Source organism: Sphingomonas mucosissima (assembly GCF_002197665.1).
Classification (GTDB): Bacteria; Pseudomonadota; Alphaproteobacteria; order Sphingomonadales; family Sphingomonadaceae; genus Sphingomonas; species Sphingomonas mucosissima.
Window position 1 is genome coordinate 73,338 of the sequence record NZ_NBBJ01000007.1, and the last position, 22,267, is coordinate 95,604.

19 protein-coding genes, 1 pseudogene and 1 riboswitch are annotated in these 22,267 nt (G+C 63.1%); of the genes and pseudogenes, 12 read left to right on the forward strand and 8 right to left on the reverse strand.

The features are described from left to right. Positions 1 to 202 precede the first annotated feature (202 nt). Positions 203 to 428, forward strand: a riboswitch (cobalamin riboswitch). Positions 429 to 555: 127 nt separating this feature from the next. Both SPMU_RS15980 and SPMU_RS15985 read left to right on the forward strand, forming a co-directional pair. Next, complete coding sequence (locus SPMU_RS15980; RefSeq protein ID WP_088335294.1) at positions 556 to 1,542, forward strand: DUF1852 domain-containing protein; 987 nt, start codon at positions 556 to 558, stop codon at positions 1,540 to 1,542. A 29-nt stretch (positions 1,543 to 1,571) separates the two neighbouring features. Next, on the forward strand, positions 1,572 to 2,600 hold the full coding sequence (locus SPMU_RS15985; RefSeq protein WP_088335296.1) for a methionine synthase: 1,029 nt from the start codon (positions 1,572 to 1,574) through the stop codon (positions 2,598 to 2,600). Between the two features lie 148 nt (positions 2,601 to 2,748). On the opposite strand, the gene SPMU_RS17335 is transcribed toward SPMU_RS15985, so the two are convergent. Together SPMU_RS17335 and SPMU_RS17340 are read right to left on the reverse strand one after the other, a co-directional pair. Beyond that, entirely contained in the window at positions 2,749 to 3,474 is a 726-nt protein-coding gene (locus tag SPMU_RS17335; RefSeq protein ID WP_342746456.1) for a substrate binding domain-containing protein, read from the reverse strand. 21 nt (positions 3,475 to 3,495) lie between these two features. Next, a complete protein-coding gene (locus SPMU_RS17340; protein ID WP_245833432.1) occupies positions 3,496 to 3,642 on the reverse strand; it encodes a LysR family transcriptional regulator in 147 nt (48 codons plus the stop codon). A 101-nt stretch (positions 3,643 to 3,743) separates the two neighbouring features. Between SPMU_RS17340 and SPMU_RS15995 the strand changes: the two genes are divergently transcribed. From SPMU_RS15995 to SPMU_RS16005, 4 genes are all read left to right on the forward strand, one after another. Continuing rightward, positions 3,744 to 4,607: an SDR family oxidoreductase gene (locus SPMU_RS15995; RefSeq protein ID WP_088335298.1), complete on the forward strand. Its 864-nt coding sequence runs from the start codon at positions 3,744 to 3,746 to the stop codon at positions 4,605 to 4,607. A gap of 201 nt (positions 4,608 to 4,808) precedes the next feature. Then, positions 4,809 to 4,976, forward strand: a complete 168-nt coding sequence (locus tag SPMU_RS16995; protein ID WP_169715749.1) for a hypothetical protein — start codon at positions 4,809 to 4,811, stop codon at positions 4,974 to 4,976. 267 nt (positions 4,977 to 5,243) lie between these two features. Next, complete coding sequence (locus tag SPMU_RS16000; protein ID WP_140418503.1) at positions 5,244 to 5,660, forward strand: hypothetical protein; 417 nt, start codon at positions 5,244 to 5,246, stop codon at positions 5,658 to 5,660. A gap of 322 nt (positions 5,661 to 5,982) precedes the next feature. After that, positions 5,983 to 6,585, forward strand: coding sequence for a hypothetical protein (locus tag SPMU_RS16005; RefSeq protein ID WP_088335302.1), 603 nt, complete (start codon positions 5,983 to 5,985; stop codon positions 6,583 to 6,585). A gap of 352 nt (positions 6,586 to 6,937) precedes the next feature. Here the strand turns inward: SPMU_RS16005 and SPMU_RS17000 are convergent, their stop codons facing one another. Together SPMU_RS17000 and SPMU_RS16010 are read right to left on the reverse strand one after the other, a co-directional pair. Continuing rightward, entirely contained in the window at positions 6,938 to 7,078 is a 141-nt protein-coding gene (locus SPMU_RS17000; protein ID WP_169715750.1) for a hypothetical protein, read from the reverse strand. 148 nt (positions 7,079 to 7,226) lie between these two features. Continuing rightward, on the reverse strand, positions 7,227 to 8,501 hold the full coding sequence (locus SPMU_RS16010; protein WP_169715751.1) for a cytochrome P450: 1,275 nt from the start codon (positions 8,499 to 8,501) through the stop codon (positions 7,227 to 7,229). A gap of 145 nt (positions 8,502 to 8,646) precedes the next feature. On the opposite strand from SPMU_RS16010, the gene SPMU_RS16015 reads away from it, so the two are divergent. The 3 genes from SPMU_RS16015 to SPMU_RS17500 are packed head-to-tail and all read left to right on the forward strand — an operon-like array spanning position 8,647 to position 11,202. After that, the gene (locus SPMU_RS16015; protein WP_088335306.1) at positions 8,647 to 9,747 is read left to right on the forward strand and encodes an SDR family oxidoreductase; all 1,101 of its coding nucleotides are present in this window, start codon (positions 8,647 to 8,649) and stop codon (positions 9,745 to 9,747) included. A gap of 3 nt (positions 9,748 to 9,750) precedes the next feature. Continuing rightward, positions 9,751 to 10,803: an SDR family NAD(P)-dependent oxidoreductase gene (locus SPMU_RS16020; protein WP_088335308.1), complete on the forward strand. Its 1,053-nt coding sequence runs from the start codon at positions 9,751 to 9,753 to the stop codon at positions 10,801 to 10,803. Between the two features lie 60 nt (positions 10,804 to 10,863). After that, positions 10,864 to 11,202 carry a (2Fe-2S)-binding protein gene (locus SPMU_RS17500; RefSeq protein ID WP_169715755.1) on the forward strand — a complete coding sequence of 113 codons (339 nt, stop codon included), beginning with the start codon at positions 10,864 to 10,866 and terminating at the stop codon, positions 11,200 to 11,202. A 137-nt stretch (positions 11,203 to 11,339) separates the two neighbouring features. On the opposite strand, the gene SPMU_RS16030 is transcribed toward SPMU_RS17500, so the two are convergent. Then, positions 11,340 to 12,293: a glycerophosphodiester phosphodiesterase family protein gene (locus SPMU_RS16030; RefSeq protein ID WP_169715752.1), complete on the reverse strand. Its 954-nt coding sequence runs from the start codon at positions 12,291 to 12,293 to the stop codon at positions 11,340 to 11,342. Positions 12,294 to 12,315: 22 nt separating this feature from the next. Next, positions 12,316 to 15,225 carry a TonB-dependent receptor domain-containing protein gene (locus SPMU_RS16035; RefSeq protein ID WP_169715753.1) on the reverse strand — a complete coding sequence of 970 codons (2,910 nt, stop codon included), beginning with the start codon at positions 15,223 to 15,225 and terminating at the stop codon, positions 12,316 to 12,318. A 470-nt stretch (positions 15,226 to 15,695) separates the two neighbouring features. Here SPMU_RS16035 and SPMU_RS16040 point away from each other — a divergent pair, with 470 nt between their 5' ends. Next, positions 15,696 to 16,313, forward strand: coding sequence for a TetR/AcrR family transcriptional regulator (locus SPMU_RS16040; RefSeq protein WP_088335316.1), 618 nt, complete (start codon positions 15,696 to 15,698; stop codon positions 16,311 to 16,313). After that, a pseudogene (locus SPMU_RS16045) lies at positions 16,307 to 16,672 on the forward strand (DDE-type integrase/transposase/recombinase); the annotation flags it as partial. The gene SPMU_RS16040 and the pseudogene SPMU_RS16045, both read left to right, overlap by 7 nt. A gap of 1,587 nt (positions 16,673 to 18,259) precedes the next feature. On the opposite strand, the gene SPMU_RS16050 reads toward SPMU_RS16045, so the two are convergent. Next, positions 18,260 to 19,522, reverse strand: a complete 1,263-nt coding sequence (locus tag SPMU_RS16050) for a hypothetical protein (protein WP_088335318.1) — start codon at positions 19,520 to 19,522, stop codon at positions 18,260 to 18,262. A gap of 899 nt (positions 19,523 to 20,421) precedes the next feature. Here SPMU_RS16050 and SPMU_RS16055 point away from each other — a divergent pair. Continuing rightward, the gene (locus SPMU_RS16055) at positions 20,422 to 21,222 is read left to right on the forward strand and encodes an SDR family oxidoreductase (protein WP_245833433.1); all 801 of its coding nucleotides are present in this window, start codon (positions 20,422 to 20,424) and stop codon (positions 21,220 to 21,222) included. 373 nt (positions 21,223 to 21,595) lie between these two features. Here SPMU_RS16055 and SPMU_RS16060 read toward each other — a convergent pair whose 3' ends face one another. Further along, a complete protein-coding gene (locus tag SPMU_RS16060) occupies positions 21,596 to 22,216 on the reverse strand; it encodes a hypothetical protein (RefSeq protein ID WP_140418505.1) in 621 nt (206 codons plus the stop codon). Positions 22,217 to 22,267: the final 51 nt, after the last annotated feature.

Here is a 22,267-nt window from a genome sequence, read left to right on the forward strand (position 1 = left end):
AGAAGCGGCCGTTCGGGATGCTCTTGTCGCTGGCCAGCTTCGGACGTTGATGCATCTTGGCGTTCGCAGTTGACGGGTACGCTGGCCCCAAGTCCATCGGCTCGGACGTATCGGTGTGGCCGAACGATCCGCGGCCCGGTCGACCCCGGACGCATCATATAAAGAATTCTTTATGTCCCGATTGACAGCGCTTTGAGGCTGGTGTTGAAGGCCCATGTCGAGGTTCCCCGCTTCAGGCGTGACGGCGGGGCTAAGACGGGAAGCCGGTGGCGCTCTTGCCGAGCGGAGTCCGGCGCTGCCCCCGCAACTGTAAGCGGTGAGCGGCGGTCCCACTTGGTGTCACTGAGCCTCACGCATGAGGCTTAGGAAGGCCGGGACCACTGCGTCGACCCGTGAGCCAGGAGACCTGCCTTTCGACGCCATAACGTTCCTCGGACGGGGGTTCCTCCGGTGGATCGCGCTTGACGCAAGGTCCCCGCGCGCTCGCCGACTGGGGCCTGACGTGCCCTGCGCGCTCTTCCTGCGGCTCTCCGCCTTTGAAGATGCAGGTAGGGAATGACGAACAGCGGCTTCACGTTCACGATCAGCAGCATTCCTTTCGACGAGGATTATCGTCCCGCCGACAACACGCGCATCACCACCAATTTCGCCAATCTCGCGCGCGGGGAAAATCGCCGAGAGAACCTGCGCAACACGCTGCGGATGATTGATAACCGCTTCAACTCGCTGGCGCACTGGGATAATCCGTCGGGGGACCGCTATTCGGTCGAACTCACGATTCACTCCGCGGCGCTGACGATTGATGCTGCGGACGCCGGCGCCGGGTTCCCGCTGATCGAGATTCTGGAGACCACGATCCTCGACAAGCGAACTGGCGAGCGGATCGACGGCATCGTCGGTAACAACTTCTCATCCTACCTTCGCGACTACGACTTCAGCGTCGTGCTTGCTGACCATTCGAAGACGCACCCGGCGGGTGGGGCGCCGCATGGGTTCGGCGACCTGCATGGCAAGCTCTTCAGGCATTTCCTGAACTCCGCCACCTATCGGGAGCGGTTTGCGAAGCGACCGGTCATCTGCCTCAGCGTGTCGAGCAGCCAAACCTATCACCGGACCGCAAACGAGCACCCCATCCTCGGTGTGGAGTATCGCAACGACGAAGCTTCCGCGACCGACGCCTATTTCGCGAAGATGGGCATGACGGCACGCTACTTCATGCCGCGCCATGCCGTCGCCCCGCTGGCCTTCTATCACATTGGCGATCTGATCAGCGGTTATGACGCGCTCGAGCTCGCTAGCACGATCAGCACGATGGAAACCTTTCAAAAGATCTATCGCCCCGAGATTTACAACGCCAATTCGGCTGCGGCCGCTCGCTATTGCCCCAGCCTCACCTATCAGGACTATTCGCTTACCCGCATCGTCTACGACCGCGAGGAGCGCAGCCGGTTGGCGATCGAGCAGGGCCGCTTCGCCGAGGAGCATTTCGTCAAGCCGTATGCCGCGCAGCTCCAGCAATGGTCCGCGACCTTCCCCCTCTGACTTCCCGCCATCCACAAGGTATTGCTGACATGACGACTTTGTTGCCGACGACGACCGCGGGCAGCCTGCCTAAGCCCTCCTGGCTCGCCGAGCCCGAAACGCTCTGGTCGCCTTGGAAACTCGATGGCGATGCGCTGGCCGCGGGCAAGCGCGACGCTCTGCGGCTCGCGCTGGACGATCAGCGCCGTGCCGGTATCGACATCGTCGGCGACGGCGAGCAGACGCGTCAGCATTTCGTGACCACCTTTGTCGAGCATCTCGACGGCGTCGATTTCGAGAAGCGCGCGACCGTGCGCATCCGCAACCGCTATGATGCGAGCGTGCCGACCGTTGCAGGCCTCGTGTCGCGGTCGAAGCCGGTGTTCGTGGAGGACGCACGCTACCTGCGGGCGCAGACCGATGCGCCGATCAAGTGGACGCTGCCCGGCCCAATGACGATGATCGATACGCTCTACGACGCGCATTATCGCAGCCGGGAGAAGCTGGCATGGGAGTTCGCACGGATCCTCAACCAGGAAGCGCGCGAACTGGAGGCGGCGGGGGTCGACATCATCCAGTTTGACGAGCCGGCGTTCAACGTTTTCTTCGACGAGGCGAATGATTGGGGCATCGCCACGCTGGAAAAAGCTGCGGAGGGGCTGACGGCTGAAACCGCGGTGCACATCTGCTATGGCTATGGCATCAAGGCGAACACCGACTGGAAGAACTCGCTCGGCTCAGAATGGCGCCAGTATGAGCAGACCTTCCCCAACCTGCAAAGGTCGACGATCGACATCATTTCGCTGGAGTGCCAGAATTCGCGCGTGCCGATGGACCTTATCGAGTTGGTCCGCGGAAAGAAGGTGATGGTGGGCGCGATCGACGTGGCGAGCAACATCGTTGAGACGCCGGAACAGGTCGCCGCCACCCTGTGCCAGGCGCTGGACTTCGTCGATGCGGACAAGCTCTACCCGGCCACGAACTGCGGCATGGCGCCGCTGCGGCGCGACATCGCTCAAGGCAAGTTGATGGCGCTGGCTGCGGGCGCAGCGATCGTGCGAGCGGAGCTCTTCAGCTAAACGATGGACGTTGGGCGGCGCAGCAATTGCTACCCTGATCGCCAACTTAGAGCTGCGACCCAACATTCCGCCACTCGCAACGAATTTGGTCGGCTTCGCAAGCTGTCGTTCGTTCAGGTAGCGGGAGGTGACCACCGGCTGCTTCCTGTCAGCAATGATCGTCCAGATAGGCTGCCAGTTCCTCGGGTGTCCCGTTGGGAAAGGATTGCCGCAGGAATGCCAGGAACGCCGACACTCTGGCGTTTAGCAGGCGGCGGGTGGGGTAGAGCGCCCATAGCGCGATGTTCGACGACGCGACATCGCCCCACGGGACCAACCGTCCTCTTGCCATGTCCCGACTGACCAGCGACAGCGGCAACCGCGCCGCCCCGGCGCCAAGCCGCACCGCATCCCGGATTATCGCCAGCGACGACAGCCGTAGCACGGGAACGATCGGAATCGCGCGCTCTCCAGCGGCGGTATCGATCGTCCAGCTACTCGTCGAATCCTCGCCGCGCACCACAGCGGGAACGACGCCCGTTGCCGGCAGCGCCATGTCGGGCGCGGCGACCATCACGAGCCTGTCATGGAGGAAGGGGCGACCGACCAGCGCCTCGTCTGGCGCCGGATTGACACGAATGACCACGTCATAGCCCTCCTCGATCATGTCGACCGCCCGGTCGTCGGTGGTGACCACCAGTCGGACGTCGGGATGGCGGCGCGCGATTTCGGCCGCCAGCCGCCCCATAACGATTTGTGAGAAGAGCAGCGGCGCGCTGATCCGCAGGCGTCCGCGTACCGCCGCGCTGCCCGAAGCGATGGCGGCGGCCGTATCCTCCAGCTCGGTTAGTAACGCCCCGGCGCGTTCGAACAGCGCTCGCCCCTCCTCAGTCAGCTTGAGGTCGCGTTGCCCCCGTTAGAATAGCCGCAGGCCGAGCGACGCCTCCAGTTCGGACACGCGGCGCGACAGCGTCGCCTTGGGCCGGCGCGCGGCGCGCGCCGCTTTGCCGAAGCCGCTGTTGCGGGCGACCAGCGTGAAATCTGCAAGCGCAAGCAAATCCATGTCGTTCCATCTATGAGACGGCGCGTCCAGAACACGCGTCTATTTGCACGGTGATGGATCACTCATCTTGCTCGGGTCAGCAAGACCCAAGGAGAAGCTCCATGACCATTCTCGTAATCGGCGCCACCGGCCGCGTCGGCCGCCATGTCGTCGATCAGCTCGTCGCCCGCGATGCCAACGTCCGCGTTTTCACTCGTGACCCTTCGAAAGCGGCATTTCCGGCCGGCGTTGAGGTCGCGCAAGGCGACCTGCTCGATATCGACGCGCTACGCGCCGCCTTCAGCGGCGTTAGTACGCTGTTCCTCCTCAATGCGGTGACGGGCGACGAATTTACCCAGGCGATGATCACCCTCAACATCGCGCTCGAGGCGGAGGTCGATCGCGTTGTCTATCTGTCGGTCTTCGAAGCCGACCGCGCCGTCAACGTGCCCCATTTCGCCGTAAAGTATGGCGCCGAGCGAATGCTGGAAGCGATGGGCTTCGGCGCGACCATCCTGCGGCCGACCTATTTCATCGACAATGAGGTGATGGTGAAGGACGTCATCCTTCAGCACGGCGTCTACCCGATGCCGATCGGGGGCAAGGGCGTGGCAATGGTCGATGTCCGCGACATCGCCGAGGTTGCCGCGATAGAGCTGGTCCGCCGGGAGCGGGCACCGGACAAGCTGCCGCTTGAGACGATCAATCTTGTCGGCCCCGATACGCTGACCGGCGAGAGCGTCGCGGCAATCTGGTCCGAGGTGCTCGGCCGTCCGATCGTCTATGGCGGCGACGATCCGAGCGGGTTCGAGCACAATATGGCGAGCGTCCTTCCGCGCTGGACCGCCTATGAAATGCGGCTGATGGCAGAGCGATACGTCAGCGACGGTATGATCCCCGACGACGGCGACCGGGAGCGGCTCACCGCCATGCTTGGCCGCCCACTGCATGGCTATTGCGAAACCGCGGTTGCGCTGTCGGTCTGAAAAGAGGCGCGAGCGTGCCGGCGGTGAGGCCGGCACGCCTGTGCCGTCACATGTGCGTCGCACTGGGGCGGACGATCACGTCGTTGATGTCGACGCCTTCGGGTTGCTCCAGCGCATAGCGGACCGCCCAGTGAGCAGGTCAGTTCATCGAAGGCCATTCGGTACGTCTGCTACGAGAACCTCGGGACCGGCAAGTTTGCGGTGTCCAGCGGGGAGGTTCTGACCGCTCCTCAGGATGACGAAACGCTCGCCTTCCATGCTAGGCAGCAAGCCGAGCATTTTATCACCGAAGGCGTGTCGCGTTGGTTCGATAATCTGTCGGAAGCCGTCGCAGACTATGCGTTCGTCATGGACAGTGAGCGCAGCTAACGTCAGCTATGCGCCACCCGCACCCGAAAGCGGACCGGACGCTAACCTCCCACAATCAGGCGTTCGGGAGCGCGCTGGCTACCCCGGAAAGAGGACAGGCTGCTCACGCCCAAACCCAGTCGTTCAGCGGCGAGATTGAGATTCCTGAAATCCGCCACTCGTTAACTTGTCTCGCTGCTCATTGAAACAGCGAGGTTCGGTGGATTGCAGACGCTCGGCTTTTGGGCTTCGATGTGGGCCTGAGTGACGTTAACTGAGGAGCGCGCTTTGCTGACGGACTTCTTTTTAGGCCCTGCTGACGATGGTGCCGCCCTCTCCACGGACATGGCTCGTACGCCCAACCACCGCACGCGCAATGCTGATAACTCAGTTCTTGCCGCGTTGTGGAAAGCGGTAGATCAGGACGCGGATGCTTCGGGCCTAGCGGGAGAGGAGTTCTTAGTTGCCATGGGATCGCCTGAGGGACCTTGGGTCTTTGTGATACCTGATGAGCTTGTCATCCGTTTAGATGAACTAACCGAGGACAGGTTTTCGGAAGCGGCGGATCGGTGGGCGCAATCGGAAGAGCTTTCATATCATCATGTCTCTGGGCAGCAATTGATTGAGTCCCTGCAGACCATCAAGAGGCTCGCAGGCAATGCTCGATCTGCAGAGCAGAAGCTCTTCTTGAGGATGGCAATGTAGCCGCCGATCGCCCCGCGAAACCGATCGCAAAATTCGCTTCTGGTCGGGTTTTGCCGCCAAGGCCAAACTCCCTTAGTGGCTACTGTGCCGCTCGCCCTTCCCAAAAGCGGACTGGCAGAAACCCTCCCACTATCCGACATTCGGGATCCTCGGGGCGCTCGCCACCTTCGGACATTCGCCGCGGGCATCAGCTCGATTGGTGCGGGTAAGATGGCTACGGTATCCCGCAGAAAAGCATGATCACGGCGGAGGGTATCTCCTCCGCGGCGTCCAGGCGGTCGCCATGCTTGTCCTATCACGGCATTGACGGAATAGTGTTCACATGAGCGCGTTCGATCTGGTCTTCGCCGTTTATGGACTTCTGCTGGGCCTGGCCATTTCCGAAGTGCTTGGCGGATTTTCTCGTGCGCTTAAGCTAAAGCGCGGCACTGCGGCCGTTCGGATCGGTTGGCTGACGCCGCTGCTTGGTCTGCTGGTGATGCTCGATCTCTCGAGCTTCTGGCTGCTCGCCTGGGACGCGCGTGACCAGATCGACGCCAACTACGTGACCTTGGTGAGCGTGCTTGGGATGGTTGGTGTCTATTACTTGGCTGCGACATTGATCTTCCCCGACGCGCCTGAGGAGTGGCCGAATTTCGACGACTGGTACGACAAGCAGAAACATTTGGTCGTCGGCGGCTTGCTGGCAGCGAACATCTCCAGCTGGATCGGCGTGGCCGTGTTGCAAGACTTGCACCCATCGCCAGAAGCGCCAGCAGCCCAGGCGAGTGTTTTCGTCGAAGTGCTTTACATGGCCAGTGGCCTCGCGATCCTGGCGCTGTTCGCTGGCTTGCTGATGGTACGCTCACGTAGCTGGAACGTCGCTATGCTCGCCGCGCTCTGTGGCTTCATGATCACCTCGGGAGTCGTCGAGGCATATGTCTGAGGCAGGTGCGGGCCTTCATATTAGTACGCGCACCTGCTCGATCGCCGGCAGCGCGATCCCGCCAGGTGCCCTCGTTACTTCATCGCCGCGGGTTGCCGACGGGTATCGGCCTGATCGACGCGGGTATCTCAGCTGCGCTTGACCGCTGAAAAGCGTGATCGCGGCGGAGGTTGTCTCCGCCGTCTTGCTTGGCTTGGTGAGTCGGTAGTTAGAGGTCGCACACCTGAGCGATGGAGCCAAAATGAGCCGTGAAGCTGAAGCCCTCAGATCCTTCGCCATGCGTTATGGCGGCCTGGTTCCTGCACAAGAGGCGCCAACCGGATTGCTCTGGTGCGCCGAGCGATGCTCCCGTTCATGTCGCCCCCACGCCGTCGAAGAGCGCGGCGCCCGCCAAGCGCTCGTCGCGCGGATTGAGGGCGTTTGCGCCAGCGGCGTCAAGCCGGCGGTCACCCCAGCGATGCGCTTCGCGGTCGACCGGACGGCTGACCTTCACCACTCCCGGCGAACAGTTGCTCGACGCTTGGCTAAACACCAGCGTCAGCGGACAACGCACCTTGCGATCTCGTCTTCGAAGCAGTGGCCAATCGGTCAAGTGACGATCCAGCAGCCTTTCTCTTCTGCTCCGCCGGCTTGCCTCAGGTTTAACTGCAACGCTGCGCGACTAAGGGCGACTGAGCCTGATGCCGCAGCGTCAGTGAAAAGTGATCGAACGTCTCCGGCAAATCATTTATGTCCAGCTTTCCCCCGGGTGGGAGGCAAATGTTACGCGTGAGAAGCGCCGCCATCAGATTGCTGGCGAGCAGCAGGACGAGGTTCTTGGCCGGACATTCACCCGGGCCGCCACTGAACGGGATCAGCGGCCAGGCATCGGCTTCGCCCCGGAGCCAGACATCGGGGGCGAAGCGGTGGGAGAAAGGCAAGCGCTCGTCGTCACGGTGCAGGAACGGCACGTGGATCAGGATTCCGGTCCCTTCCGCCATGGTGCTGCCGTTCCATGCCGCAGGCCGGGCGCTTTGGCGCAGGATCGCCGGGGTGGTCGGCCATAGCCGCACCGATTCCAGCAGGCAGGCGCGCAGGAAAGGATAGCCCGGCGCCGTATCGTTGCGCGCGCGCGCCGTGATGCCCGCATCAGCCACGATTAGCGCCAGCGCGCGGAAGGTAGCGATGCCCGCCGCATCGAAGGCGAACAGCCATTGGCCGACCTGACTTTCGGCGGCCGATCGCGTCGTCGCACGCCTCGCCAACCCCGCCCCCAACGTGCCGGGCGGCGCCGCGTGGAGATACGCCGCCACGTGTGACAGGAAACGCGCCCGCAGCACACGGCGCTTGGGATGGAGAAACGACCAATTGCCCGCGCTGCGCAGACGGATCAGCATGGCGACGAGATCGCGATCGTCCGCTGCTGCATCGCCGAACAGGCAGCGGCGCACGATGCGGAACCAGCTGTCCTTGAACCTGCCCCAGCTGAGATCATCGGGCCCGGACAACAGCGCCGCGATCTCCTGATCGATGATCTCGCGGAAATGCGGCGCCATCGAGTGAATGGGGCAGCCGCTTTCCAGGGCCTGATCGTTGAGCGCCCGCCGCGCCACGCGGTCGCGCCCGCGCGAGATCAGCGACCCCTCCGGCTCGAAATGCGCGAGCGTCGCATGCTTCTCGTCGCTGTCGGTCTCGAACGGCTCGGGCGTTTCCGCCAGCACGCGTCGTACATCGTCTGGCGAGAGGAGCACTGCCTGCTCGCGCCCCGGCAAGCGCAGCATCACGGGTCCCGGCCCATATCGACGGCGCAGCCGCTGGAGCAACGCGACGGCGCCGCCCTCCAGCCCGGTCGATTGCAGCAATCGAACCACGAGCGGCCGCCGCACCATGATGCCCTTGGCGATCAACGGACCGCCAACAATGACCAATACGGTCATGCTTTCGGCAAGCGACAGGCGATGCAACACAGGTTGAGATCTTTTTGCCATATCGACCTGAACTCACGAGACGCGGCTTCGTTGTGCCCGACGACTTGGTTTTCTTTCCCCAAGTCAGATATTTAACTTACATTAGGAGTTCGGCATGGTTGCTCTGAGGCCGCTTTCCGAACAAACGATCGTCATCACCGGTGCCAGCAGTGGGATCGGGCTGGTGACCGCCCGCATCGCCGCCAAGGCCGGCGCCGCGGTCGTCGCCGCCGCCCGCAACGAGGAAGCGCTGCGCACGCTTGTCCAGGAGATCAGGGACGCGGGCGGCCGCGCCGCTTACGCCGTATGCGATGTCGGGCGCGAGGAGGATATCGCGCGCGTGGCGGAGGTCGCGCACCTCGATTTCGGCGGCTTCGACACCTGGGTCAACAATGCCGGCATCTCGATCTTCGGCAGGCTGTGGGACGTGCCGATGCCCGAATGGCACCGCATGTTCGACACGGTCTATTGGGGCACGGTGTACGGCTCGCTTGCCGCGGTCCGCCACTTCCGCGATGCCGACAAGGCCGGCGCAGTGGTCAATGTCGGCAGCTTCTTCGGCGACAAGGCGCCGGCGGTGCAGAGCACCTACGCCTCCGCCAAATTCGCGCTTCACGGCTTCACCGGCTCGCTGAGGCAGGAGGTGGAGCATGAGGGCTGGCCAATCTCCGTCTCGCTCGTCCACCCCGGCCGGATCGACACGCCGTACAACGAGCATGCGGGAAATTACATGCCGATGCAGCCCGTCCACCGGGGGATGATCTATCCGCCCGAGGCAGTCGCGGAGGCGATCCTGTGGTGCGCCGCGCATCCCAAGCGCGACATGTTCGTCGGCAGCCAGGCAAAGCTCGCAGCGGTGCTCGGCGCCGTGGCGCCGCGCTTCACCGATCGGGTGATGGAGGTGCTGATGTACACCTCGCAGCAGTCGCGCACGCGCAAGGCGACCGAGGATCACCAGCGCGCCTTGTTCAAGGCCGGCTATGGCGGGCACGAACGCGGTACGCACGAGCCGCATCTGATGCGCAGCCGCAGTCTCTACGTGAAGGCGACCAAGCGGCCGGCGCTGACCGCCGCCGCGCTGCTCGGCGGCGGCGCGCTTGCTTGGAGCCTGCTGCGCGACGCAAAGGAACATTCCGCGCCGCCGCCGGAGGCCGGGGACATGGCGCAACTTACGCCGAACAACGGGATCCACGTCGCCGAACCGGTCGGGGCTTGAACGATGCGGCACGGCACCTGTCGGCTGCTCGCCCCGGCATTGTTGGCTGCGCTTTCACTGAGTGGGTGCGCCACCTCCACGCATCTCGGACGTAGTGAGCTCTCGCGTGTGGCTGGGCGCACCTATGTCATCGTTGGCGCATCGAGCGGCTTTGGCCAGGGTGCCGCGCTCCACCTGGGCGAGCTGCGCGCCAACGTCGTCCTTGCCGCGCGACGGAGCGACTTGCTGGAGGAGGTCGCCGGCCGGGTTCGCGCCGCGGGCGGGCAAGCGCTCGTCGTCACCACCGACGTGTCCGACCCAGCGAAGGTAGAGGCGCTGGCGAATGCCGCCGCCGCGCGCTTCGGGCGGATCGACGTATGGATGAACATCGCCGGGGTCGGCGCAACCGGGCGCTTCTGGGACGTGCCGGTGGCGGATTACTCGCGCATGGTCGACGTGAATCTGAAGGGCGTAATCTACGGCAGCCACGCCGCGCTGCGCCGCTTTCTTGCACAAGGCCACGGCACATTGGTCAACATGGGCTCGGTCGAAAGCGAGGTCCCGCTCGCCTATCATAGCGCTTATGGCGCGACCAAGGCGGGCGTGCTGAGCCTCGGCCGTTCGCTCAATGAGGAACTGCGCCACGCCGGCCATGGCAAGGCAATCAAGGTGGCGACGGTGATGCCCTGGGCGGTCGATACGCCCTTCTTTCAGCATACCGCCAATTACAGCGGCCATGCCGATCGCATGGCGTTGATGGATGGGCCGGAGAAGGTGGTGCAAGCGCTCGTCTGGGTCTCGCTCCACCCGCGCGAAGAACTGCCTGTGGGGTGGAAGGCGCAGGCCGCCTCCTCCGCATATCACCTGTTTCCCGACCTGACCGAGCGCGTCTCGGCCAACATCCACCGTGCGGAACTGGCCAAGGGTACGCCGCAGGCGCCGACTTCGGGCTCGCTCCACCAGCCGGTGGCGGAGGGCCGCAACGTCGAGGGCGGTGTGCGCGCCCGCATGAAGCGGGAGGACGCCGCGGCCGAAGCCGGTGCCGCCCCCCTCCCCGCCGCACAGGAGCCACGCTAACCGACGCCTTGTGATCTTCAAGTGAACGGCGAGCGCCAGCGCGTCGACGTACCCGCCGACATGCCGCTGCTGTGGGTGCTGCGCGACGTAATCGGGCTTACGGGCACCAAATACGGCTGCGGGATCGCTCAATGCGGCGCCTGTACCGTCCACCTCGACGGAAACCGGTGCGGTCCTGCGTGCTCCGATCTCGGCCGTGGGAGGCCGCGCGGTGACCACGGTCGAGGCGGTCGGCGGCACTCCGCAGGGAAAGGCAGTGCAGAGCGCGTGGCTGCGGCATGTTGCGCGGGGCGTCGCGAACGGCTGAAAGTGGACCGCTTTCCGACCGTCCGGTCTGCGGTGAGAACGGCCAGAAAGCAGCCTATCGGCTGTTCCCCAACACGCATGGATTTGACGTGACGTATCTGCGGTCTCTCGAGGAAAGAATCGTCGGATATCACGCAGAAACTCCTTTGATCACTTGCCTGACACCGATCTGACGCGAGACCTAATCGGGCGGGTAAGCCGGGAGCTGCGCGTGGCAGCCCCCTGAACAATCAGCCGGTAATCCCGCAGCGCGCCAGCTTCGCCGTATAACTCGGCTGCGCCAGCATCGCGTCCACCGCCTCGTTCGGGCGGTTCGATGCGATCAAGCGGGGGCCTTGCTGCGCGAGCTTGTGATAGGCGCCGGCATCCGCCTTCGTGCGATAAACGGCGTCCGGCGTGTCGGCGCCGCCATAGGATCCCGATAGCGCGGTGGCGCCGGCCGCCTCCAGTTCGGGGATGAAATCCGCATCCACCCGGCTCGGCCGCACCATCGCGAGCAGCCGATCGTTGACGAGCCCCGCGGCCTTTGCCGCCGCCAGCCCCTTGCGATCGAACACCGGCAATGCGACGACCGCGTCGGGGAGCTGCTTGCGCAGCGCCTGTGCCTGCCGGATCGTGTAGGTAAGAAACATCATCCGGTTCTCGGCGCCGACACTCCGTACCGTCTTCGCGAGGAGTTCAGGATCGGTGATTGGCTTTACATCGAGCAGCACCAGCGCGCGGCCGTCCGCCCATTTCAAGGCATCGGCCAGCAGCGGCGGCGTGTACGCGGTCGGCTGGCCCGACTGATCGCGCAGCTTCAGCGGGGCGATCTCGGCCCATCGCATCTCGTGGATAGTGCCGTGCCCCACCGTGTTCCGGGGAAGCACCGGATCGTGGTTCAGAAACAGGACGTCGTCGAACGTCTGCTGTACGTCGATCTCCAGGAACACCGGCAGCATCGAAGTGGTTCGCTCAAGCGTTGCCAGCGCATTCTCGGGATATTCCGGCAGCGGCCCGCCACGATGTGCGCCGATCAACGACACTTTCTGTTCGCGAAGACAAGAAAGCAGCTGGGGGATGCCGGCCTTAGCGGCGCGGGCGATCCCCGCCGCTGTCGGCGCCTGCGGTTGAGTGGGCGCGGCCGCCACCAAGGAGGCGATTAGCGTCGAGCCGGCGGCCAGCGTCATGAACATGGCTTTCATGATCGTATGTCCTTGCAGGAGTTCAGAAATTGACGCTGATGCCAGCGAAGAAGCGGCGCCCGATGACATCGTAGAGGTTGGAGTCGGTTGCCGCCTCACCGGTCCATTCGGGCGGCTGCTTGTCGGCGAGGTTGAGCACGCCGACGCGGAACACCATTGACGGGTTGATGCTGAAGCGGGCGTTTGCATCGATATAGCTCACCGGGGCCACGCCGGGTGCGGTTGCCCCTGAAATGCCGACGTTTGCCGCGTTCGACATCTTATCAATCCAGCGCCAACGCAGGTTCAGGCCGAACTCTTCCTGGTCGTAGGAAAGGTTGCTGACGGTGCGCCAGCGCGGATGCGAGATGGCGCCCGCGCTGATCTGACCATTGCCGATGGTGCCGGCATATTCGGTATAGTCGGCGCCCTGCAGCGTCTGGATCGCATATTGGTCGACATAGCTGGCCAGCACGTTGAGGCCGATGCGACCGCCAGCCGCCATCCGAGTCGACCAATCGACCTGAACGTCGATGCCCGACGTCCGATAGCCGGCGAGGTTGAGCAGCGGCGTGTCGATGGAGGAGAAGCCGCCCGACGGGCCGCGATTGATTAGCTGGCAATAGAAGTTCTGCGGATCGTAATTGGGATTCGAGTCGCCAGCCCCGTTGAAGCAGCGCTGCGTAATCACGTCGCCGGTAACGAGGCCGATCGCATCGCGGATGTTGATGTTGAAGTAATCGACTGAGACCGAGACGTTTGACAGGAGCGGCGATTGCCATTCTGGCCGGAATACAATTCCGACGGTATAGGTGTCGGAGGTCTCCTCCTTCAGTTCGAGGTTGCCGGACACATTGGACTGTACCGAGGTGCCGGCGAAACGGTGCGTGTCCACGACCGCTTCGGGCACCCCGCTGGCGATGCACAAGGCGCGGACCTGCGCCGCATTGCCGCCCGCGCGATAGGTGCTGTTGATGTCGCACGGATCGCCCAGGCCGGCCGAGATGCGCCCGACGGTGGTGCCTCCCTGCTCGACAGGCTGGAACAGCTCGCCCACAGATGGCGCGCGGATCGCACGTTGATAGCCGCCGCGCATGCGCAGCGAGCGGGTGAACTGCCAGTCGCCGCTCAGCTTGTATGTGTGAACACCGCCGACTGTGTTGTAATCCGCGTAACGGTAAGCGGCGTTCAGATCGAGCTTGTAGATGAAAGGCAAGTCCGCGAGTACCGGGACCAGCAATTCGCCATAGGCTTCCTTGCTGTCCATGCTGCCCTGCGTCGGGTTGCTGATGCCGACGGTCAGCACGGTTGCGTTCACCCGCTGTGCGTCGGGCGCATAGCTGTAGCTGTTGCGACGATAGGCAAGGCCGGCGGCAAAGCGTAGGTCGCCCGCCGGAAGGGTGAACAGCCGACCTTGTACGTTCGCCTCGAGGTTGGTCTGTTCCAGGGTGCTCGTCTCATGCAGGTCACGGAGCATGTAATCGAGGCAATCCTGCGACGGACGATCAAGCACCAGCGGATTGAGCCCGCCTTCGCAGAGGCTGACGCCCCCGTCGGGCGCCTCGATCAGCGACAGATACGCGGACCGATCGATGAACCCACCGAGCCGCGACTGGAGGTGCGAGCGGCCATAGGAGCCATTGATGTCCCAGCTGCCTTCGATCGCGTCGATGTCGCCGCGCAAGCCGCCGAGATACTGGCCGACATCATAGGTCTGTTCGGCGATGTCGCGCGAGAAACGGCCGGTGTTGAAGTAGATCAGCAACGGCGCGTTTGGATTGGAACGTGACGCCGCGATAGTACGCAGGGCCGCCGGAATGAACGGGTTGGTGACTGGCAAGTACACGTCGCGTGTGATGGCTTGGTTACGGCCATACCCATCCTGATTGTTGGTGTAATGCGCATAGTTGAACTGCGCGTAAGCCTCGATGCCGTCGTTCAGCTGGTAGTTGATGCGGCCGAACACGGTCTTGCGTTCCAACGGCTGCTGAAGAGGCGCCGCTTCGCCGAGCGGCACGGCGACCTGACCATTCGAGGTGATGACATAAGGCCCATCTGCCGGGAAGCGTAGATTATTGACCGGCGTCAACGTGAACAGCGTTCCATCCGGATTGACACTATAGGTCGAGGCCCGCGACAACGGCGTATTGACGCCGTAACCCCGAAACACCTGGTTGATCGCCGCCTGGCTCGGCAAGTTGCTAGCCTCGGCATAGATTAGCCCGCTGGGGAGCACCGAGGTGATACCGCCGTCCTTGAAGAATGAGCGGCCGCCGCGATCCACGCGCTGGCGATCGAAATACGTGGCAGAGAATACCGCATTGCCGCGGCCCTCGGCAAAATTCCCGCCTATTGTCCCGGCGAGGTTCAGGCTTTGCGCGTCCCCGCGTTCGCTGAGGCCGTGATCGGCGTCGATCCGCAGTCCTTCGAAATTGCGGCGCAGGCGGAGGTTGACGACTCCGGCGATCGCATCCGAGCCGTAGGCGGCGGAGGCGCCGCCAGTGATAACCTCGACATTCTCGATCAGTGCGCTTGGCACCGAGTTCAAATCCACGGCGCCAAGTGGATCACCCGGCTGAAGACGGCGGCCATCGAGCAGGACCAGCGTGCGCGATGGCCCAAGACCGCGCAGGTTAAGGGTCGCGCGACCTTCAGCGGCTTGGCTGCCAGAGGTGGAGCCGGCGTCGGGAGTCAGTTGCGGCAGAAGATTGAGCGTCGATTCAAGAGTTGCCGGCCCGTTCGAGCGGATCAGTTCCTCTCCGACGGTGACGATCGGGCTTTCCGCCGAGTAATCCTCTCGCACGATCCGCGATCCGGTGACAGTGATCTCCTCGGTCCGCTCCTCCGCCGACACGGCGGGCGCGGGTGGCAGCGCCTGCGCACCGGCCGCGACCGGACAGAGTAGCAGCGTCGCGGAGCTTGCAAACAACGCGACCCGTTTTTCTTTCTTCATGATGAACTCCCGTAGCATACTGATTTGATGGCGGGCGCACGCACGGCCTCCTTCCGCAAAGGCGCAAAGCCCTCAAGGCGGAGCATGGGCGAGCTGAACTCGGAGGATCGATCGTCCGAACTGGCGGGCGCCAACATCGTCTCGGGTCGCGGCGCGCGCGCCGCCGCGTGACCGAGCTGATCAGCCCCGATTTTCTAGTTTACTGCCGTCGACGATCGCTTACCGGTGCGTGGTCAGACGCACGCGGCTGCGTTGAGAATGGTGATAACGTCCCCCCTATTAGGCATTACTGGTCTGCTTAATTACGAGACGGGTATGTATCGATAATCTGTGACGTTTTCGCGTCGCCACGGCTACGAGATCAAGATGATCCGTTCCGAATTGCGGGGCCACTCACCACTATTGCGAAACGCGTGCGTATCGAATTATAAAGACAGACTTTACCCAGGCTCTAGCGGTTGAGAGGGCATATGGACGCACAAGGAATTCCCGATCCCGTCCGTGCCCGCGGGCGGCCGCGTAGCTCGATCCGTGATGCGGGAATTCGCGAAGCGGCTTGGGCCCTCATCGCGCGTGTCGGCTGCCAGGCGCTTACGTTCGAAGCGGTGGCGCAAGCCGTCGGATGCAGCCGGACGACGCTCTACCGCCGCTTCGCCAACAAGGGCGAGCTCATCCAGCACCTGCTGGACGAAACCGCGCTATCGTTTGCGCCGAAATTCGCCATCGACGCGCCGCCGCGCGAGAAGCTGCTTGCGCATGCGCGCACCTGCGTCACGATCTACACTGGCGACCGCGGCCCTGCGTTCATCCAGATCATGGCCGCCTCGCGATCGGACGACACGATCGCCAGCGCAATGCGCGCGCACGGCAACTTGGTTGTCCCGCATTATTACGAGCCATTGCGCTCGCTGGCGCCGGGTGCCGACGAACGCACGATCCGCTTTGCGCTGCATACGCTGATCGGCAGCATCCTTCACCACGTTGGCGCACTCAACAAAGTACCGAATGACGAGCAACTCCAGCGTCTCGTTGATGCCGCGATCGGGCTCTGTCAGACTAACGTGGCAGCGCCTCGCGGACGCTGCTAGCGGCCTCGGATGAGCGCCGATCGAGAGCCAAGCCGCCTAGTCCGTTCCGCCGGTTCGACTCGTCACCCAAGGTGATCCGGCTTGTGGTGATGATGTACGTGCGGTTTCCGTTGTCGCCACGGAACGTCGAGGATCTGCTGTTCGAGCGCGGCATCGACATCTGCCACGGGACCGTGCGGATGTGGTGGAGCAGGTTCGGCGGCCCGATGTTCGCCGGTGACCTACGTCGGCAGCGCCTGTCGCGGATGCCTGGCTTTCGGCAGTGGCGCTGGCACCTCGACGAGATGTACGTGAAGCTGAACGGCGAGATGGTCTACCTGTGGCGTGCAGTCGACCAAGAGGGGGAGATCCTCGAGAGCTAGTCCCCTTCCCGCAAAGATCGAGATGCATCGTGCAGAGAGCGGTTCGCGTTAGACTGACAGCACCGCCACTCAGTCCTAACTATCCTATTTCTCCCTGCGAGTTGCTTCTGGAAGGGCGCAGTTCCGCGGGATTTTGCGCGTGCTCCGTACCTGGGAGAGCGCAACCTGGACCGCCGTTGCTCGGAAATTCGGGACCTTTTTCCGGCGCTCTCCGGAGCAGTACGGAACGCCCCCAGCCCCTCTTTCCAGCGGACTTATCGTGGCGTTCGCTCTCGTCTCTATCTCTCCCCTTCAGCACCTGTAACCGATCCAATTTTCCCTGCTTCAGGCCGATCCACAGGGAATAGTCTCACCCAATGGGATCTGCGGTTCATCCTGGCGGTAGAAACCCCAGCTTTTCTGCGGGTTCGAAGCCCAAAATCTCGTAACCCGGAAACAGGGAGATATCCGCGCCTAACAAGGAGCGTGGGGACGCCGAACAGGCATCTACTCGAAAGCATTATTGAATAGCAGCTGCTTGTGGTGTTCCCCGCCTCCCCCAAGCATCAGAAGCCATTCGGCAGAAGCAGCATGGGATCACAATGATTGCCTTTTTCATCTGATTAGGCAGGCGAGTGGTCGCGCAAACTTGGGCTGAAGATTAGCGGGGAGTAGGACTGCTTCTGGGCTATTTCGGAACGGCCGCCGTTGGGAGCCGCCCCGTCGATCACGGACGGCCGGCATTGAGCCTTTTCTGCCGCTCCGCTTTTGAGCGGTTGCAGTTGGGACCCGCTCGCGAGCTCACGCGCGCTTGGGACCTAATCAGCAGCGCAGGCGATGTGGGCTAGGCGCCGCTGATCTTCTGGCCTGCGTTACCACCGTCGTTCGGTGACTTCTTCATGGATGTCTTTCTGGCGCCGTTCTCCGATCCGCCGCCTCGTCCGGTGCCGAGACTGCCACGTGCGCCATCGCCGCCTTTAGTTGTAATCGCCCCCGGATTACCGCCTGCGCCTTTCTGTGCCACGTTCTGCCTCCATGTTTGGTGATTTTCGAACTCCGCTCACGAAAGGTCAGTTCCGAATATTCTGAGTCACTTAGGTTGAATTGGCCGACGGCGGGAGCTGTCAGTGGCAGCGGATCGAACCCGCACCCGCCGCCATGATCGCTTTGGCTATACGTCAACTAATTCCGCCACCCTGGCGGGGCATTTCGGCGTCCGGTTCGGACTGCCCGCACCGTCTGGATACAGGGAGTGCTGATGGTGGCTGCAACGACCGGGTCTGGAGCGTCGACGGTTTGCTGTTGAGATCGCGAACGTTGATGACCGATGGCCGAGATTGGAGAACAACAGTTCGACGGCTTTGCGGGTGCTGCTCCCAAATCTGCCTCTTAGACTTTGCTCTGCTCAACCGGCCGTGCCGGCACTCCGACGACAGTTTCTCCTGCTGACACGTCGCGTGTGACGACGGCACCTGCGCCAATGATGGCGTTTTCGCCTAATCTGCGCTCCTGTAAGATCGAGGCATTCAGCTCGATGAACACACCCGGTTCGACTTGCACGCTCCCAAGCCCTCAGCATGTATGCCGTCGTGGTGACGGCCGACCTTAAATGGCGGGTCCTCTCAGAACGCCATAACCTGTGGGAAGCGTGTTCTGGTGAAACATCTCAGCGGCATGGCTCATCAACTCGCCATAGATCACGCGCTGCGCCTCGATTTGAGGGTGGTTGAACGTCTCGAAACGCTGGCCGGCGTAGTTCGACACGTAAACTGTCTCCCACCCCCGCTTCGCCACCCATTCAAATCCGCGATATTCCAGATCTAAGAGAAGCGTGTTCGTTTCTGCGCACAGTTCCTGCAACATCGAGTTCCACAGGCGATAGCTCGCCAGCCCGTCGACCGCTCGACCAGTGCCGTTCCAATCGCGCATCTGATTTTGTCTCGACGGGGGCGGATCAAGGATTGGCTCCAGATCCGGCGCATGATGTTGTGCCAACACGCGAAAGTCGCCGGACGCGGCAACGCTGGCTGGCTGGACGCGCAGTCGATCGGGTGAAAGCCGCTGGGCAACCTGAAAGATCCGCCCTTCGTTGGCGCCGCCACCCGAGACGATTCTCAAAAGCGATCCCGCGATCAGAAAACGTCCGGGCCCCGTTGCGAACGCACCATCCTGCGAGATGATGTCATCCGCGCTCTGATCGAAACGAAGGGTCGTAAATTGATGCAGCGTGGCCGATTGCGGTGGCCATGCGACGCCTTCTTGCAGCGCCCGCTGGATGTTGTCTGCCGTTATCTTCTCAGGCCAGGGATGGATGGTGTTGCACACGATCGGCTGTGCGCCATTCGTCTTGATGCGGTTGAGCAAGTCACGCAGCACGCCTCGCGTAAAGGCGGCATTTGGCCCGCGACCGTGCACGCCGTACGCACTGCCGCTGTTCATCGCGAGACCAAGAAAGACGAGGTCGAAAGAGCGGCCGTTGGCTGTTGCATATTGCTGCGGCGTGTCGTTGTCGAATGATCCCCCGACCGCAGCGTTAAGCTCGGTTACAACACCGCCGCCATTCTGCTCGCGCAATGTTCGCAGCCGATCGGCAAAATAGCGGACCGGTGCATGGGCCCGCATGAAGGCCTCCCGGTCCGGATAGTTCGCTCCGACAAGATCCGCGCCTTGGAACACCGACATGCCCAGCGTCAGGATTGCGGTGGAGCCACTTCGCGGCGTCGGGGCCGGAGTGGGCGTGGGCGAAGCCGCAGGGGTGGCGGCAGGTAGCGGCAGGCTTGAAGCACCCGTGCCGCCCTCATCGCCGCAAGCCGCAAGAAAGCTCGAGGCACCAATGCCAGCGAGGACGCCTCGGCGTGTAACCGTCATGTCAGCGAGCCTCGTGGCAGTGGGACGCAATGGAATTGCACGATCTTCATCAATCTGCGGCTTAGAGCAATGCCTTTCCCGTCACGCGGGTGTCAGCGCGCAAGCGGCGCACACCACGGACACGCCCAGAATGGAAAAGCGTACCGTAGCCGGAGGAGTCCTCGGGATGTGAACGACCGTTAGTGGCAGGGAAAGCGGACATCTGTGCTAGAGCAGAGCCGATGCTGCATACTCGCGATCTCGCCGGGACCGTCGACGGCGCGCGCTACGACTGGGCCGTGCAAAGGGAGCCGCAGTGGTGCACGATCAATGGCTGGAGAGGGATGACGATCTCGCTTTGCCCGCATGATGGGCAGCGTGAAGCCGTTCTGGAGTTTTCGATGCCATCTGCGCGTTGGTCGAAGCTGCAACCGCAACTCTTGCGCCTGCCTGCGCATGCGCTGCCGTGTGCGCCCGCTCGTCTGCTGCCTCTGGCGTCTCTGAAAACTGCCACTCGTTCATGTCGGAAGACGGACCACCCTGGAGAGCTTCGATCACGCGCTCGCCGGCAACAGGGCCGAGGACTCCACGCTCATGCAGGACACCAAGGCGGCGGGGCAGCCCCCATGGGCGTCTGATTTCAGTTGCCCAGATGGATGTATCTAGGCGCGGTCAAATACTCGGGGGAACACAGCGACACGATGCGCGCTTTCAATCCACATTGATGGAGTGCGCTCATGCCTGATACCGATCGTCGAACCTTTGTAGCTGGTGCGGCAGCGCTTACCGCGGCTTCGGCGTCCTCGGCGGCGGCCCAGGAGGGAAAGAGCGCCGCGGGAGCTACGACGCCAGCCGCAGCTTCTTTTCCAAAGCCGCCGTTCCCCGTTCAGCGTCAGCCATGGCCCGGCTTGGCGTCCAAAATGACTCCGCGGCCGGATCATGGTGAGCAGAGCTACAAAGGATCGGGTAAGCTTACGGGCAAGAAGGCGCTGATCACCGGAGGCGACAGCGGGATCGGCCGTGCGGCGGCGATCGCCTATGCTCGCGAGGGCGCTGACGTTGCGATCAACTATCTTCCGGCAGAGGAGCCCGATGCACGTGAAGTAGTGGCGTTGATCGAGGCTGAAGGTCGGAAGGCAGTGGCCATCCCAGGCGACTTGCGGGACGAGCGGTTCTGTCGGCGTTTGGTTGAGCAAGCCGCGGCGCGGCTCGGCGGTCTCGACATCCTCATCAACAATGCCGCACGTCAGCAAACGCGTCCGACCATCGCCGACATCTCAAGCCAGGATTTCGACGACACAATGAAGACCAATGTCTATGCGCCGTTCTGGCTCACTAAGGCGGCATTGGAGCGAATGGGACCGGGCGCGGTAATCGTGAACACCTCATCCGAGCAGGCGGGCGACCCATCGAAGGACATCGTCGACTATGCAATGACCCGTGCGGCAGTCCTGAACTTTACCAAAGGCATGGCAAAGCAGCTGGCTTCGCGTGGCATCCGCGTCAACGCAGTCGCCCCTGGGCCTTTCTGGACGCCGCTGCAGGTCAGCGGCGGCGCCACGCCCGAGAAACAGCGCACCTTCGGGCAGTCGGCGCCGCTCGGCCGCCCGGGGCAGCCCGCGGAGATCGCCGCATTGTTCGTGGCCGCGGCTGATCCATCACTCAGCTTCTCGACTGGGCAAATCTTCGGTGCGAGCGGGGGGAACGGCCAACCCGCCTGAGGCGGCGACTACGTCGAGTGGTCTACTACGTTAGCAAACGCGATCCCTCGCCTGCGCGAGTTCAGCGAAGTTGTACCATGGCGGCGAGTTGGTGAGGAGAGCGAGCTCGGGAACTTACCCCACCATCGAGCCCGCACCCGACCATCAGACCGGCTCGCAAACAGAACCCCGAGGCGCAACGAATAAGCGTCCGCTTTCGAAAGCGTCGGTGAAACTTGTGAATGGTGGCTTTTGGGTCGGGAGCTGTTAGGCAGCTTTGCGGCTGCGAGGACCCAGTGTCGGAGTCTTAGAACACCGAAGGCGCAACGAAAAAGCGGACTTTTGTTCGACGACACGAGAGGTGTTGGCAGTGCCCCTCGCCGCCGTCAGTCGGTTACTTCTCGGCAAAGTAGGTAAAGCTGCGCGCCTCATTAGCTGGCAGGTCAAACGGGAGGATCCAACCTCTTTCACTCCTATGGGCACCCGCCGGTGTCCCCTTGATTCCGAATGGAAGCGTTAGCTCGGCTTTTACCGCCGTAGTCCGCGCGCTGTTGCTATCGATCCGCCACTGCTCGCCCCTCTCGCTTTGCGCGACGAGAGTGCGCGTCCAGGTCACGTCGGGGCTCTCGCCGAATGGAAGCGAAATCTTCTCGCCAACCGCCAGATCGTCGATCGGGGCCTCGCCGGCGAGCAGCTCGCGCCCAGCGCGGCGCGCGAAAAGCGCCACGGTCCCGGCCGGCAGCGGCACGCCCAGCCCCTGCGTTTCAACGTTGCGGGCGCGCAGCTCGAACGGCGTGGGCCGAACGGTGCGCCCCGTTAGAACGGCACCTGCGGCATCAAGGAGGTACACGCGCTCGAAGCTGGCCGCGGGCTGCACGAGCATAGCAACCTGCTTCTGCGCTTGGGCCGCGACATTGACCCGCATCGGCACCCGATACAGCTTCAGGTCACCCAGCGCCTCGACCTGCGCCTCCGCGAGCGCGGGCGCCGCAGCCGCCAGTGTCAATGGCAGCAAGGCCCAGCGCAGCACCGCTCAGTACCGCGTATCGAACGTTGCCGTCAGATC

Coding starts and splice junctions, on each gene's coding strand:
- SPMU_RS16040 (WP_088335316.1), top strand. CDS start 15,696: ATGGACGCACAAGGAATTCCCGATCCCGTCCGTGCCCGCGGGCGGCCG.
- SPMU_RS16030 (WP_169715752.1), bottom strand. CDS start 12,293: ATGAAAGCCATGTTCATGACGCTGGCCGCCGGCTCGACGCTAATCGCC.
- SPMU_RS15985 (WP_088335296.1), top strand. CDS start 1,572: ATGACGACTTTGTTGCCGACGACGACCGCGGGCAGCCTGCCTAAGCCC.
- SPMU_RS16015 (WP_088335306.1), top strand. CDS start 8,647: ATGGTTGCTCTGAGGCCGCTTTCCGAACAAACGATCGTCATCACCGGT.
- SPMU_RS17500 (WP_169715755.1), top strand. CDS start 10,864: ATGCCGCTGCTGTGGGTGCTGCGCGACGTAATCGGGCTTACGGGCACC.
- SPMU_RS16035 (WP_169715753.1), bottom strand. CDS start 15,225: ATGAAGAAAGAAAAACGGGTCGCGTTGTTTGCAAGCTCCGCGACGCTG.
- SPMU_RS16005 (WP_088335302.1), top strand. CDS start 5,983: ATGAGCGCGTTCGATCTGGTCTTCGCCGTTTATGGACTTCTGCTGGGC.
- SPMU_RS15980 (WP_088335294.1), top strand. CDS start 556: ATGACGAACAGCGGCTTCACGTTCACGATCAGCAGCATTCCTTTCGAC.
- SPMU_RS16020 (WP_088335308.1), top strand. CDS start 9,751: ATGCGGCACGGCACCTGTCGGCTGCTCGCCCCGGCATTGTTGGCTGCG.
- SPMU_RS16050 (WP_088335318.1), bottom strand. CDS start 19,522: ATGACGGTTACACGCCGAGGCGTCCTCGCTGGCATTGGTGCCTCGAGC.
- SPMU_RS16055 (WP_245833433.1), top strand. CDS start 20,422: ATGACTCCGCGGCCGGATCATGGTGAGCAGAGCTACAAAGGATCGGGT.
- SPMU_RS16010 (WP_169715751.1), bottom strand. CDS start 8,501: ATGACCGTATTGGTCATTGTTGGCGGTCCGTTGATCGCCAAGGGCATC.
- SPMU_RS17340 (WP_245833432.1), bottom strand. CDS start 3,642: ATGGATTTGCTTGCGCTTGCAGATTTCACGCTGGTCGCCCGCAACAGC.
- SPMU_RS15995 (WP_088335298.1), top strand. CDS start 3,744: ATGACCATTCTCGTAATCGGCGCCACCGGCCGCGTCGGCCGCCATGTC.